The 14,679-nt window shown below is 55.7% G+C and carries 13 protein-coding genes; 11 read left to right on the plus strand and 2 right to left on the minus strand.

All coding sequences use genetic code 11. The annotated features are described in order from the left end of the window. Both trpA and trpB read right to left on the minus strand, forming a co-directional pair. A complete protein-coding gene (trpA, locus tag CCALI_RS13160) occupies positions 1 to 804 on the minus strand; it encodes a tryptophan synthase subunit alpha (protein ID WP_016483963.1) in 804 nt (267 codons plus the stop codon). Continuing rightward, positions 801 to 2,021: a tryptophan synthase subunit beta gene (trpB, locus tag CCALI_RS13165; RefSeq protein WP_016483964.1), complete on the minus strand. Its 1,221-nt coding sequence runs from the start codon at positions 2,019 to 2,021 to the stop codon at positions 801 to 803. Before trpB ends, trpA begins: the two co-directional genes overlap by 4 nt. Positions 2,022 to 2,132: 111 nt before the next feature. Between trpB and CCALI_RS13170 the strand changes: the two genes are divergently transcribed. The 11 genes from CCALI_RS13170 (at position 2,133) to trmD (ending at position 14,551) form a co-directional block, all read left to right on the plus strand. After that, entirely contained in the window at positions 2,133 to 3,902 is a 1,770-nt protein-coding gene (locus tag CCALI_RS13170; protein WP_016483965.1) for an acyl-CoA dehydrogenase family protein, read from the plus strand. Between the two features lie 118 nt (positions 3,903 to 4,020). Continuing rightward, positions 4,021 to 4,932 (plus strand): branched-chain-amino-acid transaminase, encoded by a 912-nt coding sequence (ilvE, locus tag CCALI_RS13175; RefSeq protein WP_016483966.1) that lies wholly within the window; start codon positions 4,021 to 4,023, stop codon positions 4,930 to 4,932. A 68-nt stretch (positions 4,933 to 5,000) separates the two neighbouring features. Further along, positions 5,001 to 5,573 (plus strand): Clp protease N-terminal domain-containing protein, encoded by a 573-nt coding sequence (locus CCALI_RS13180; RefSeq protein WP_016483967.1) that lies wholly within the window; start codon positions 5,001 to 5,003, stop codon positions 5,571 to 5,573. 264 nt (positions 5,574 to 5,837) lie between these two features. Further along, positions 5,838 to 8,351, plus strand: coding sequence for an ATP-dependent Clp protease ATP-binding subunit (locus CCALI_RS13185; protein ID WP_016483968.1), 2,514 nt, complete (start codon positions 5,838 to 5,840; stop codon positions 8,349 to 8,351). Positions 8,352 to 8,563: 212 nt separating this feature from the next. Next, the gene (locus CCALI_RS13190; protein WP_155850570.1) at positions 8,564 to 9,961 is read left to right on the plus strand and encodes a hypothetical protein; all 1,398 of its coding nucleotides are present in this window, start codon (positions 8,564 to 8,566) and stop codon (positions 9,959 to 9,961) included. Between the two features lie 9 nt (positions 9,962 to 9,970). Further along, positions 9,971 to 10,720 (plus strand): 3-deoxy-manno-octulosonate cytidylyltransferase, encoded by a 750-nt coding sequence (gene kdsB, locus CCALI_RS13195; protein ID WP_016483970.1) that lies wholly within the window; start codon positions 9,971 to 9,973, stop codon positions 10,718 to 10,720. A 331-nt stretch (positions 10,721 to 11,051) separates the two neighbouring features. Continuing rightward, on the plus strand, positions 11,052 to 12,455 hold the full coding sequence (gene ffh, locus CCALI_RS13200) for a signal recognition particle protein (protein WP_016483971.1): 1,404 nt from the start codon (positions 11,052 to 11,054) through the stop codon (positions 12,453 to 12,455). A gap of 90 nt (positions 12,456 to 12,545) precedes the next feature. Continuing rightward, positions 12,546 to 12,839, plus strand: coding sequence for a 30S ribosomal protein S16 (gene rpsP / locus CCALI_RS13205; protein ID WP_016483972.1), 294 nt, complete (start codon positions 12,546 to 12,548; stop codon positions 12,837 to 12,839). After that, entirely contained in the window at positions 12,832 to 13,098 is a 267-nt protein-coding gene (locus CCALI_RS13210) for a KH domain-containing protein (RefSeq protein WP_016483973.1), read from the plus strand. Before rpsP ends, CCALI_RS13210 begins: the two co-directional genes overlap by 8 nt. Positions 13,099 to 13,124: 26 nt before the next feature. Beyond that, positions 13,125 to 13,673 (plus strand): ribosome maturation factor RimM, encoded by a 549-nt coding sequence (gene rimM, locus CCALI_RS13215; RefSeq protein WP_016483974.1) that lies wholly within the window; start codon positions 13,125 to 13,127, stop codon positions 13,671 to 13,673. A gap of 23 nt (positions 13,674 to 13,696) precedes the next feature. Further along, positions 13,697 to 14,551 (plus strand): tRNA (guanosine(37)-N1)-methyltransferase TrmD, encoded by an 855-nt coding sequence (trmD, locus tag CCALI_RS13220; protein ID WP_016483975.1) that lies wholly within the window; start codon positions 13,697 to 13,699, stop codon positions 14,549 to 14,551. The last annotated feature ends 128 nt before the right edge of the window (positions 14,552 to 14,679 follow it).

Below are 14,679 nucleotides of genomic sequence, written 5' to 3' on the forward strand. Positions count from 1 at the left end.
TTACCCGCTGCGTGTGGCGGTTTTTAGAGTGTGGGCAAAACGATAGACTTCGGAGAGAAGTTCAGGCGAGTTACGATGGGCATAGATAAGGTCTACTAAGGCGCTGCCTACCACCACACCGTCCGCGAAGCTGCAGATGGCGCGCACATGTTCGGGCTGGGATACACCGAACCCGACGCAGATGGGCAGATTCGTGTGGTGTCGAATGCGCGCGACCACCTCCGTTAACTCCTGAGGCACATCTCGCCTTGCCCCTGTAACTCCGGTGCGGGAGACACAATAGACGAAGCCGCTGCAGAGCTGCGCGGCGCTTTGAATGCGCGCCTCGGTGCTGGTGGGGGCGAGCAGAAAGATGGTGTCGAGCTGGTGCTCGTTGGACAGGCGCTTCCACAGCTCTGCCTCCTCAGGAATAAGGTCGGTAACGATATGTCCGTCAACCCCAGCCTGCTTAGCGTCCGCGGCGTAGCGCGCAAGGCCGTAGCGCAGGATGGGGTTGTAGTAGGTCATCACAATGAGGGGCAGATGAGGGCATTTGATACGAATCTGGTGGAGGATATCGAGCGATTTGGCCACCGTGATGCCGTTTTGAAGGGCGCGTTGAGAGGAGGCCTGAATAGAGGGCCCATCAGCAAGTGGGTCGCTGAAAGGAATACCAAGCTCCACCACGTCCACACCGGCCTCGGCAAGGGTTACCACGAGAGGCACAGTCTGCTCGGGGGTAGGGTCACCTAGCGTGATAAAACCAACAAGCGCTTTCTCGTTGCGGGCTTGTAGATCGGCGAAACGTTGGACTATTCGGCTCATTGTAACTTCAGAACTCGTGCGATGGTGTTCATGTCTTTATCTCCGCGCCCCGAGCAGTTGATGACGACGATGGTCTCTTTGGTAAGCTGCTGGGTTTTGGCTAGGGTATTAAGGTAGGCGAAGGCATGAGCGGTTTCGAGGGCTGCGATAATGCCCTCCAGTCGGGCAAGCTGTTGGACAGCCTGAATCGCCTCCTCATCCGTAACCGCAACGTACTCGGCACGCCCCGTCTCTTTCAAATAGGAGTGTTCCGGCCCCACACCCGGATAGTCAAGGCCGGCCGAAATAGAGTGCGAGGGGGCTACCTGCCCATCCTCATTTTGAATGAGATAGCTTGCAGAACCTTGGAAGACGCCCGGGGTGCCGGCAGTGAGCGTGGCGCAATGACGCCCTGTTTCAATGCCCTCACCGGCGGCCTCCACCCCGATGAGCCGCACCCCACTGTCGTTGAGGAAGGGATAGAAAAGCCCAATTGAGTTTGAGCCACCGCCCACGCAGGCCAGCAGAATGTCGGGCAGCCGACCCTCTTTCTCCAGAATTTGACTTCGTGTCTCCTGCCCAATGACGGATTGAAAATCGCGTACCAACATGGGGTACGGGTGAGGACCTACCACCGAACCGATAATGTAGTGCGTCGTACGTACGTTGGTAACCCAATCGCGTATCGCTTCGTTGGTCGCGTCCTTCAACGTGCCGGTGCCGCTAGAGACCGGCGTCACTTTGGCGCCGAGCAGGCGCATTCGAAAGACATTCAGCTCCTGGCGACGCACATCCTCTTCGCCCATGTAGACCTCACATTCGAGGCCGAAGCGGGCGCAGACCGTGGCTGTAGCCACTCCATGCTGGCCGGCCCCCGTCTCTGCGATGATGCGGGGCTTGCGCATGCGACGTGCCAAAAGGATTTGGCCTAGCGTGTTGTTGATCTTATGGGCGCCGGTGTGGCAAAGATCCTCGCGCTTTAGGTAGATGCGAGCGCCATAGTGCTCCGAAAGCCGTTGCGCAAAATAGAGCGGTGTGGGACGTCCCACGAAGTCACGTAGGTGGAGATCTAGCTCTTTTTGAAAGTCGGGGTCGGCTTTCGCCTTATGGTACTCGGTCACCAGTTCATCGAGCGCGGGGATAAGGGTCTCCGGCACAAACCGCCCCCCAAAAGGGCCAAAATGCCCCCGCTCATCGGGCAGCGAGGCAAGTGATGTGGGCACGTTCGGCATGGACATCAAAGATTCTCCGTAGATACAGTGCTTAATTATACCTCCGAGCTAATGACGTAGAAACCTCTTGCCGATAGGTATAAAGAGAGTAGAGACTCTCAAAAGGAGCATTAGGTTATGATGCGCACCACTAAAAAGAGAGGGGGCGCTTTTCTTCTGGAGGCCACCCTTCCAGAGGAGATATTCGTTCCCGAAATGTTTACCGCAGAAGACCGCCTCATCGGCAAAACGGCAGAGCAGTTTCTACACGATCGGGTACTGCCCCATGTCGAGGCCATAGAACACGGCGACCACGCCCTGGTAAGGCAGCTTATGCAACAGGCTGGGGAGTTGGGCCTGCTCGCCGGCGATGTACCCGAGGTCTACGGGGGCCTCGGACTCTCTCAGATGGTAGGAGCTCTTATCGCGGAGAAGCTCAATTTTCAGCAATCCTTTGCGTTGACCCACGAGGTGCAGACCGTTTTAGGCGCGCTTCCTCTTCTCTACTTTGGCAATCATGAACAGAAAAGTCGCTATCTACCGAAGATAGCCAGCGGAGAGTGGATCGCCGGTTTTGCCCTGAGCGAGGCGCGATCGGGCTCCGACGTATTGGGAATGCAGACACGGGCAACCCCTTCTGCTGACGGACTCCATTTCATTCTCAACGGCGAGAAGATGTGGATCACCAATGCCGGGATCGCCGATCTGTTCACCGTGTTCGCTCGCACCGGCGAGAAGGAGTTTACCGCCTTTCTGGTAGAGCGCAGCAGCGAGGGGCTTTCCCTAGGGCGTGAAGAGCATAAGTTGGGCATGCATGGTACCTCCACGCGTCGTGTCATTTTTGAGGCGGTAAAGGTACCAAAGGAGAACGCCTTTGCCGATGGTCTTGGTCACCATGCGGCCTTTTGTGCCCTCAACATGGGGCGTCTGCGCCTGGAGGCAGGCGCTGTAGGCGGTTTAAAACAGATTTTGGCGTTGTGTGCAAGCTACGCCAAGCAGCGCAAAACCTTTGGGCGCCCCATCGCCGATTATGGGCTCATTCGGCATAAGCTGGCCGAGATGGCCGGCCATATTTTTGCATTGGAGAGCATGGTCTATCGCCTGGCAGGCGATCTGGAAGAGGCCTTCAGCGGCATTGTGCCCGATTCAGAGGAGGCTCCCCTGCATTACCGTGCGGCCGCAGAGGAGTTTGCCTTGGAATGTTGTGTCGTGAAGGTGCTCGGCTCAGAGGCTTATAGCTATCTTGCCGATGAGGCCATTCAGCTGCATGGTGGCTATGGCTACACCGAGGAGTTGCCTTTTGCACGCGCTTGGCGCGACCAGCGGCTGCTGCGAATTGGAGAAGGTGCCAACGAGCTGCTGCGCATCGCCATTGTAACGCAGTTGATGCGCAGAGGACAGATGGGGGTTCTTCCCCTTTGGGAGGCCCTAGCTGGCGAGGGAGAGGGTCAACCACTGGTCGCTGCGGCGGGAGGGCGAGAGGAGTTGGAGTCCATTGCCGCTGCGGCCGATGGAGCGAAGCGGAGCGCACAGCTGCTTTTGCAAGGGCTTACGCAAAGAGAAGAGCCTTGGCGCGAGGCCCAAGAGATCGTCGCCGCAGTTGCCGATGTCATCAGCGCGGCCTATGGATTAGAGAGCCTTTACCTACGTTGTTTGCGCTGTTTGAAGCTAATAGGCCGACCATCAGAGCCGTTGCTGCTATCCGCCCAGGTAGCTGCCATCAGTTATGCCGATATGGCCTACCGGGCTGCAACCTACGCTGTGGCTTGTTTGGGGGCGCCGATGTCGGCGAATCGGCCTCTTGCAAAAGCAATGCAAACACTGCGTTTTCCTGCGTGGAACCCCATGCAACTGCGTCGGCAGTTGGCGGAGGCGGTTTTAGAGGCGGATGGCTGCCCGACCTGGTAGCGGCTGGCGTGGCACGACGTTGCCTAAGGTGGAAATAGTCTTCGAGAAGGGGGTATACTTCAAATAGCGCCGACCTTTCAGAGTTGGTGAGGAGCGAAACAAAGAGGACTGAGACGCGGTGCGAAAAACAGAAAAGAGCCATCCGGCTCCCTCCGATCAACAGTGGGTACATATTAACGGGAAGCTGGTGCCCAAAGCCGAGGCCCATCTTTCCATTTACGACCATGGCTTTCTCTATGGCGATGGCGCTTTTGAGGGGATTCGTGTCTACGATGGCAACATCTTTCGGCTCGAACCGCACCTCACAAGGCTCTTTCGCTCGGTGCGGGCGCTTGGTATCGAGCTTTGTGTGGACAAACCAGTTCTCCAACAGCAGATAGCGGAGTTGGTGCGGAAGAATGGGCACTACTCCGGCTATATACGGCTTTCGGTATCAAGGGGGGTCGGGTTAGGCCTCGATCCGGCGCATATCGGAAAGACCCCCACGCTGGTTATCTCTACCGAACAGCTGCGACTTTACCCTCAGGAGATGTATGAGAACGGTTTGCACGTGATAACCGCCTCGACGCGGGTTCCTCCCGCTGTTTGTATAGACCCTCAGATAAAGTCGTTGGGCCGCTATGTCAATAATATCATGGCAAAGATGGAGGCCAACCGCATGGGGGCTGGAGAGGCCCTTATGCTGAACATGCAGGGCTATGTGGCTGAGGCGACCGGCGATAACATCTTTGTGGTTTCCGGTGGCATGCTTCTAACGCCGCCCACAACTGATGGCGCTCTGCCAGGAATTACGCGCCAAGCTGTGATGGATTTGGCCCGCGATATGGGCATTGCCTGCCGCGAAACGAGCCTTACCTTATACGACGTCTACAATGCCGATGAGGCGTTTCTTACTGGTACGGCAGCCGAGGTGATCCCGATGGTCACGTGCGACCAGCGTAAGATAGGAGAGGGCAAACCTGGGCGCATTACCCAGCGAATCATCGCGGCCTTTCGCGAGCTCACGAAGGTGGATGGCCTGAAGGTTTAAGCACGGCTCGCAACACGGTGAAGGATGCCTCAGCAACGTAGACGAGAGACTTCGGGGGATGAAAACAGATGTTGCAATACTTTACCGAACATAGCCGTCTTGCCTTCGTGTTAGCGCAGGAAGAGGCGGGGAAGAGAGGGCTTGTATTGATAGAGCCGGAACATATTCTGCTGGGCATCTTGCGCCAAGGGGATTGTAGAGGAGCGCATGTGCTGGCGCATTCCGGAGTGGATGTAGAGAAGTTGCGTGACGAATTGAGCACACACCTTTCGGAACGGTCTGCCCACGCGCCGCTACAGCAGGAGATGCAGTTGCACCCGAAAAGCAAACCGGTGATTGATGCGGCCTATGAAGAGGCACGTCTGCTGAACCATGCCGATGTGGGTACCGATCATCTTTTATTGGGGCTATTGCATCTCGATGGAGGGCTAGCCGTGGAAGCGTTGCTCCTGAGCGGTATAGATAGGGACAAGCTTCGTGAGACCGTGCGCAATTGGCAGGGCGAATCGGCTGAACCGAGAAGCGCGAAAAAAACGGAACAGTCTAAGAAGGCTAGCTTCTTTGAGGGCTTACACCAAACGATCGGGAGGATGGAACAAAGCTCATCTTCAGATTCCGATCGGGGCTCGGAGCCTACGTAAAGACAGGCTGGAGCGTTTTCAAGCGCTTTCCTGTTCGTAAGTATAGGAGATCCTTTTAGAATTCAAGGGAACTTTTTAGGGGTGATAGACGCCCTTAAAAATAGAGTACAAATATTGTCTAAAGACAGTACTTGGGTTCTCCTCTAAAACACGGTATTTAATCCGGTAGGGGAAGCCGAAAATAAAATGAAAAGGAAAAGAACTGTAGCGTTGGCTGTGCAAAGCGATTTTAACTACATGGCGTTACAGAGAGAGGAATAGACTATGTGGCAGCGATTTACGGAGCGTGCTCGGCGCGTTGTCTTCTTCGCCCAGGAGGAGGCAGGAAGATTGGGGGAGAACTACGTCTCCACGGAGCATCTTCTGCTAGGTCTGGTGCGAGAGAGCGATAGTGTTGCTGCCCGTATCCTGGAGCGTATGGGGGTCTCCTTAGGGAGGATCCGCAGTGAGATAGAGCGACAGGTGTCGCATGGGGATGGTCGTCCCACCCAAGATATGCAGTTAACGCCCCGAGCCAAGCGGGTAATAGATTTAGCCTACGATGAGGCCCGTCAGCTCAACAACAACTACATTGGAACGGAGCATCTGTTGTTAGGGCTGATTCGTGAGGGAGAGGGGCTGGCTGGTCGCGTTCTTGCCAAACTTGGGGTGGATTTGGAGCGCACACGGCGCGAAGTTCAGGCGTTGCAGGATACGGATGCGCCGTCGAATTCGCGACCGACGACTCGGTCTCGTACGCCCACTTTGGATGAGTTCGGGCGAGACTATACCGAGCTTGCGCGTAACGACAAGCTCGACCCGGTGGTGGGACGCCACACGGAGATCGAGCGCGTTATTCAGATTCTGAGCCGAAGAACCAAAAATAACCCGGTGCTGCTCGGCGAACCAGGGGTAGGAAAGACGGCCATCGCCGAAGGGTTGGCGCAACGCATTGTTTCTGGGGATATTCCGGAGACCCTCAAAGACAAGCGCATCGTTTCGCTCGATCTGGCCAGCCTGGTTGCCGGGACGAAGTATCGAGGTGAATTCGAAGAGCGGATGAAGAGGGTGTTAGAAGAGGTTCGCAAAGCCCAAGGGGAGGTGATCCTCTTCATAGATGAGTTGCACACGTTGGTAGGTGCCGGGGCTGCCGAGGGCGCCATCGACGCCTCCAACATCATGAAGCCGGCTCTTGCGCGCGGAGAGCTGCAGTGCATCGGTGCGACCACCCTCGATGAGTTCCGCAAGTACATCGAACGGGATGCTGCTCTGCAGAGGCGCTTCCAACCGGTGAAGGTGAGCGAGCCGACACCGGATGAGACCGTTGAGATCCTCAAAGGGCTTCGGGAGCGCTATGAGGCGCACCATCGGGTAAAGATCACCGATGATGCCTTGGTGGCTGCCGCTCATCTTGCCGATCGCTACATTACCGACCGCTTCTTGCCGGATAAGGCTATTGACCTTATTGATGAAGCCGCAAGTCGCGTGCGGTTGCAATATGCGCTGCCACCGGCGGAGCTGCGGCAAGCGAAGGCACGGCTCGCCGAGATAGAGAAGGAGCTGAGTGCCACCCAAGAGCGCGGGCGATTTAGCTCCAGCGAAGATATGGATGAAGACCTCCTTGCGCTTAAGAGAGAGCTGCAGGAGCGCATTGAGAAGCTGGAGATGGAGTGGCGAGACCAGCGCGAGAGCATGCCGCGCATCGTCACCCAGGATGAGGTTGCCCAGATCGTTCAGTCGTGGACGGGCATCCCAGTAAGCCGTCTCGTGGAGACGGAGACCCAGAAGCTGCTTCGTATGGAGGAGGAGCTCCATAAGCGGATTATCGGCCAGCACGAGGCGATCGCGGCCGTAAGCCGTGCCGTACGAAGAGCGCGTTCGGGCATGAAAGATCCGAAGCGTCCTATGGGCACCTTCATCTTTATGGGGCCCACAGGAACAGGAAAAACAGAGCTGGCGCGCGCTTTGGCTGCCTTCCTCTTCGATAACGAAAACGCCCTGATCCGCATAGATATGAGCGAATACTCCGAGCGGTTCAACGTCTCCCGTTTGGTGGGAGCGCCTCCGGGCTATGTCGGATACGAGGAGGGTGGACAGCTTACCGAGGCCGTGCGCCGCAATCCTTACTCGGTGGTGCTGCTCGATGAGATCGAAAAAGCCCACCCAGAGGTTTTCAATATCCTCCTGCAAGTTGCCGAGGATGGGCGCCTTACCGACAGTCAGGGGCGAGTGGTGGACTTTAAAAACACCGTTATTATCATGACCTCCAATATCGGGGCGGCGCGCATCCAGCAGGAACGCGGGATGGGCATCCGCAGCGACGCAGAGCGGAAAGCGAACGATGAGAAAGCCATTGAGGCGATGAAGAACCGGGTGATGGAGGAGGTGAAGAAAACCTTCCGTCCCGAGTTCATTAACCGCATTGATGAGCTGATCGTGTTCCATCCGCTAACGCGTGAGGAGATACTCCAGATCGTCGATCTGATGCTGAACCGTGTAGCAAAACAGCTGAAGGGACAGGAGCTTGCCCTCGAAGTCACGCAGCCTGTAAAGGAGAAGTTGGCCGAGGAAGGTTTCGATCCGAACCTAGGAGCACGGCCATTGCGACGTGCGGTACAGCGTCTGATCGAAGATCCTCTGGCGGATGAGATTCTGCGAGGGACTTTCCGACCCGGCGATACCGTGGTCGCCGATCTGGAGGAAGGACGCATTGTGTTCCGACCGAAAGCTGCAGATGCGCTGCCTACCGGCGGCGACGGTGGGTTACCGCCTTTGGAAGCTCCGGCGACGGTTGGCTAGGTCAGCGTAAGCGAACGTTCGATGAAGAAGGCGACAGGTCAGAACCTGTCGCCTTTCTGTTGGCTATGGGAAAAAAGTCTAAGCTGGCAACGTAGAAGAGAGATGGCGCCTCTCTAAGCGGTTGTGAGTTAAAATAGAGTTCCATCGAGAAAGAAAAAGAGGACAGGGAATGCCTATCACCCGACGTCAGTGTCTCTGCACGGCCCCCGTTGTTGCTGTTACGTGCTTCGCCGTCTTCTGCATTGCGTGCTGAGCCGGCCCAGTGGTCTGAAGCCTTTTTGGAGAGCATCGGGGTTTGTACGCACTGGACTTACAACGATACCCCTTATGGGTACGCCTATGACCAGGTCAAACGCCTTTTGATCGATTCGGGCATCCGCCATATCCGCGATGGGTTTTCGGAGCGAATCACCGATTTAGGGCAACATGGCATAACAACCTGTTTGTGCGTAGGCCCTGAGGCTTCTCAAAAGCCGGATGCGATGAAAGTGGCGGACATCGTACAACGTATTAAAGCCATTAATGCGCAACAACCCTCTATTGATGCTGTCGAAGGGCCTAACGAGCCCGACCTGTTCTGGCCGCGATTTCATATCTCTTATAAAGGAGAGGGAGCTGACCGAGGAACAGCCAGTATCGTCAAAGGGGTAACGGCTTTTATGGCCGACCTCTATTTTGCCGTGAAGTCAGAGCCAGCCACAGCAAAACTAACCGTGATAGGCCCCTCCCTTGGAGTAACCTACGATCCGGGAGCAGGCCATCCCAACCCTTTTCCGAAAGCAAGCCTTACGAACTATGTGGATTGGGGAAACTTTCATCCCTACTGTGGCGGAAATCCTTTTAGTTTTCCTTTCCCCTACGACACGCTTGAAAAGTACTACTGGCAGGGGGACTTCCCGTCTTCAAAGCTCGATGAGTTTCCCTATGCCTTCCGCACCTATGCGCCGCCATTTGCGCCGAAACCCATGGCGGCCACGGAGACCGGCTACTCCACAGACCGCGCCGGCCCATCGGAGGCCGTTCACGCGAAATACATGCCCCGTCTCTTCTGCGAAAACTTTCGTTTGGGCATACAGCGTTCCTACAGTTATGAGTTCATAGATGAGTTTAACGATCCGGACGGCACCAATCGGGAGGCGCACTTTGGGCTAGTGCGTCGCGATCTTACGCCGAAACCGGCCTACTATGCCGTTAAAAACCTCATCACACTGTTGCGAGATAAGCGGCCTCACGCCGGTTTCAAGCCGTCCACGTTGCCGCTGACTATTCATGTTTCTCCGGTAAAAGACTATCGTGAGCCAATTTCCGGCCAGGTAACCAACTACGATCGAACGCAATATGTTCATCACCTCCTACTGCAAAAAAGCGATGGACAGTTTTGGATCCTCCTATGGCATGAGATAGCCGATGAAGATGCCAGCGTTACTCCACCTAGGCCCATTCAGCCGCCTGCAATGCCCACCGAGGTCTTTTTGCCCTCGAACTTCCATAAAGCCGTTATCTATCGTCCCAACAACGGCATCCATGGAGTTGAGAGCGATATAATAAAAGGGCATCTTTCGCTCGCGGTGCCCGACGAGTTGCTCGTCGTTCAACTTTTTCATCACTAAGGAGATTTCATGCTAGATATTGTCGGCATCATTCCCGCGCGCCTAGCTGCTACCCGTCTGCCCAACAAGCCGTTGGCAGATATTGGGGGACAGCCCATGATCGTGCACGTTTGGCAACGCGCTCAGCAGTCGGCTTCTTTGCAAGAGGTTTGGGTAGCTACCCCAGACGCAGCCATCGTGGAGGTGGTTGAGAAGAGGGGAGGGAAGGCTCTCTTGACCTCTAAGGAGCACCGCACGGGTACCGATAGGGTTGCGGAGGCCGCAAGGCTACTAGGGCTCTCCGAGGAGGCGATCGTTGTGAACATTCAGGGGGATGAGCCTCTTTTGGAGGCGGAGAGTATTGACCGCATGGTAGAGTTGCTTCGTGCCAACCTCTCACTTGATATGGCCAGTGTGATGTGTCCCTGCCCGCAAGAGAGTTGGGAAGACCCTGCGTGTGTCAAGGTAGTCTGTGGACGGCAGGGCGATGCGCTCTACTTTTCCCGCTCCCGCATTCCCTATCCACGGCAAGAGCCCTCCCTACCGGTAATGCAGCATATTGGGCTATATGCCTACCGGAATCGCTTTTTGCAGCTTTTTACCACCCTAGAGCCGACTCCATTGGAGTGCACCGAATCTTTAGAGCAGTTGCGAGCGCTGGAGTGGGGCTATCGCATTCGGATGGTGCGTGTGGAGAGGGCTCCTATTGCAGTAGATACACCAGAGGATTTAGAAAAGGTGCGACAACTTCTCAAGACCAGTCCTCCTTCCCTAGAGTAGGGAGAGATGCTTAGCAAAAAAATCGTTATTGCCTTTGCTTTCTAATATTCTACGGGTTGGGTTCCTTCGGTAGTGAGAAAACCCAATACATGCGCATCCAGAGATCTTCTTAGAAGGTTCTTCCAAGTGAAGCGCTTTCTTAACGACATCTTGCAACGTGCTTGTCCTCGGTGGTGTTCGCACTGTTACTGCGCATAAAGCGTGGAAGCGCCCGTTGACAATTCGGTGAGAAGAAGGGTATACTCGCTAGGCTACGGCGGGCGTCGAGCCTTTTGTTGAGAAGCGGAAGGGTGCCCGCTGGGGTGTTCGTTGAGAAAAAGGACCTGCGGCCGTGTTCGATAGCCTTTCCGAAAAACTACAAAATGTCTTTATGCGCCTGCGCGGTAAGGGGCGCGTCACCGAGGCGGACGTTAATGAGGCCGTGCGTGAGGTGCGGCTGGCACTGCTGGAAGCCGATGTAAGCCTGCCTGTGGTGCGCGACTTTATTGGGCGCATTCGAGAGAAGGCCCTTGGGGTGGAGGTTTTAGAGAGCCTTCAGCCCTGGCAGCAGGTCATAGACATCGTCTATAAAGAGATGGTAGCCCTGTTGGGGCAGCAGCAGGCTCCTCTGAACGTGGCCTCCACGCCTCCTACCATCGTGATGCTTTGTGGCCTGCAAGGAACCGGGAAAACGACCCTTGCGGCGAAGCTGGGCACCTTTCTAAAAAAGCAGGGTCATCGGCCCCTGCTGGTGGCCTGCGATATCTACCGCCCCGCGGCAATTAAACAACTGCAAGTGCTGGGTGAGCAGGCGGAGTTGCCGGTCTATGCGTTGCCAGAAGACCAACGTAAAGGCCCGCCTACCATCGCCCGTATGGCTGTAGAGTACGCGCGGCAACACGCCAACGATTTCGTGATTTTGGATACAGCCGGGCGTTTGGCCATTGACGATGAGCTCATGGATGAACTAGGCCAGATGCGCGCGTTTGTCCAGCCCCACGAGGTGATCCTTGTGGTGGATGCGATGGTAGGCCAAGATGCGGTAAACTTTGCCGAACAGTTTCATAAACGACTTGCCCTCACCGGCTTCGTTATGACGAAGTTAGACGGGGACACGCGCGGTGGCGCGGCGCTCTCTATCCGTGCGGTGACCGGCGTTCCCATTAAGTTCATCGGAACCGGTGAGAAGCTCGATGCGTTTGAGCCGTTCTATCCGGATCGCATGGCGCAGCGTATTCTCGGAATGGGCGACATTTTGAGCCTCATCGAGAAAGCGCAAGAGGCCGTGGATGAGAAAAAGGCGGCCGCCTTAGAGGCGAAGCTGCGTGAGAATCGATTTGACTTCAACGACCTGCTGGAACAGCTCGAGCAGATGAAGAAGTTGGGGCCTATCGAGAACCTGCTAAAGCTTATCCCCGGCGTTAATAACAAAATGCTGGAGGGGATGAACCTCGATCCGAAAGTGGTGGAGCGTCGTAAGGCCATCATTCTTTCGATGACTCCCCAAGAGCGTGCTAACCCGACGATTATCAATGCGTCGCGAAGACGGCGGATTGCCGCGGGATGCGGACAAAGCGTTCACGAGGTGAACCAACTGCTCAACGATTTTGAGCGGATGCGACGTATGATGCGCACGCTGATTCAGCAGGTTCCTGGCGCAAAACCCAACAACAAATTGCCCTCCGCGCGTAAGCTCCCCGGAGCGCTTAAAAAGATGTCGCGAGGGCAAAGTAAAGGGTGGTTTTCCCGACAATAACCGTTGCGATACCGATATCCTTTATGCAGACTGAAACATCGTTGAAGACGTGCATAGGGGAGAACGTATCGAAAGGAGTGACAAGGAAGAGTGGTTAAAATACGTTTGAAGCGAATGGGCGCAAGAAACCGTCCGTTCTATCGTCTTGTGGTGGCCAACAGCACATCACCACGCGATGGACGGTTTATTGAGACCATCGGTACCTACAATCCTTTGACAGACCCGCCCAGCATTACCGTGAAAGAGGAGCGGGCGCTCTACTGGCTCAGTGTGGGGGCTCAACCAACCGACATCGCCCGAGCCCTCTTGAAAAAAACTGGGGTGCTGGAGAAGTTCCAGCAACAAAAAGCACAAAGCAAGAAGAAGGTGGAAGCAGGTGTCTAGTATTGCTGCCGAGTCGAAATCCATATCGGGTTTGCTCGAATATCTCATTAAGTCGTTAGTGGACGATCCGGAAAGCGTTACGATTACGGAAGTAGAGCGACCGGATATCACCGTCTACGAGGTGCGTGTGGCTCCCGGAGACCTTGGGCGTATCATAGGAAAACAAGGACGCGTGGTGAATGCCCTGCGCACCGTAGCGCGAGCCGCTGCACGCGGCGAACGTCGCGTGCAAGTAGAAGTTATCTCTGATGCTTCTTAATCGGGCCTAAACATCTCTATAGAGCTATGTCGCTTGAGGAGTGGACTCTTGTTATCGGGGAGATCGTAGCGCCGTTTGGCATTCGTGGAGAGGTGAAGGTTCGCCTTGAAACCGATTTTCCCGATAGGTTCTACTCTCTCAAACAGGTCTGTGTGCGTCTGCCATCCGGAGCCATGCGGCTCATGGAGATCGAGAGTGTGCGCCTTCATGGGCTGCATAAAGGGCAGATCCTGCTGCGCTTCCGGAATGTGGGCACCGTCGAGATGGCAGAGACGCTTCGGGGTGGGGTGCTGCGTATTCGCCCCGAAGAGGCTGTGCCCCTGCCACCGAATGAGTTCTATATTCATGAGCTTATCGGCTTTGACGTGGTGACCCACGAGGGCACCTTCATCGGACGATTGAAGGAGGTGCTTCGCTATCCGGCACACGACATCTATGTGGTGAGCCGAGTAGGAAAAAACGAGGTGCTTCTTCCTGCCGTCCACGAGATCGTGCGCGCTATAGACCCGCAAGCGAAGCGAATCGAGGTGCAATTGCTGCCCGGCTTGCTCTCGCCCGACGAATCGGAAGTGTAAGTGGGCACGTCGCCCGCAAAGAAATGCGTATAGACATTGTCACTCTCTTCCCCGAAATGGTGGAGGCCGTGTTAAACACGAGCATCCTCGGACGGGCTAGAGAGAAGGGGCTTGTGACGTTTCGGGTGGTAAATCTGCGCGATTATGCCACCGATAAACACCGTACCACCGACGATGTGCCCTATGGTGGCGGCGGTGGTATGGTGATGAAGATCGAGCCTATCGCTCGTGCTCTCGATGCGCTGACGGCAGAAGCAGATGCCCATGGCGAGCAAAAACCTAGGATCATCCTTACCGATCCGCGAGGGCGTCTGTTTACACAAGAGCTTGCTAGAGAGTTGGCCAAAGAGAACCATCTTATCTTGATCTGTGGGCACTACGAAGGGGTGGATGACCGAGTACGTCAGCACCTCGTCACCGATGTGGTCTCTATCGGCGATTATGTGCTGACAGGCGGTGAGCTGCCCGCGCTGGTGATTGCAGATGCCCTGACGCGCCTGCAAGAGGGGGTGCTCGGTGACGAGGAGGCGCCCGAGAAGGATAGTTTTGCGGAGCCGATTCTCGAATATCCGCACTATACACGCCCCGTGGAGTTTCGGGGATGGCGCGTACCCGATATTTTATTGTGTGGACATCATGCCCAGATCGCCCGATGGCGGCGACAACAAAGCCTTCGGCTAACACGCGATCTGCGGCCAGACCTTTTTAACCGCCTCACGCTGAGTGCGGAAGACCGGAAGCTTTTAGAAGAGGAAATTACGGTTCCTCCAAAATCACGAAAACATCTGCCGGTGAGCTCCAAAAGCTTGGAGGAGACGGCATCGCAACAAGAGAGAGGAAAAGATACCGATGGCACTAGGACCAGAGATCATTCGTGAAATAGAGAAAGAAGAGATCGAACGCGCACGCCAAATATGGGCTGAGACGGAAAACCGACGACGCGAGCAGGATGCAAAAGAGAAGAAGCGTGCCGAGTTTGAGCGCGTTTCCGTAGAAGACCGTGCCC

Source organism: Chthonomonas calidirosea T49 (assembly GCF_000427095.1).
Lineage (GTDB): Bacteria > Armatimonadota > Chthonomonadetes > Chthonomonadales > Chthonomonadaceae > Chthonomonas > Chthonomonas calidirosea.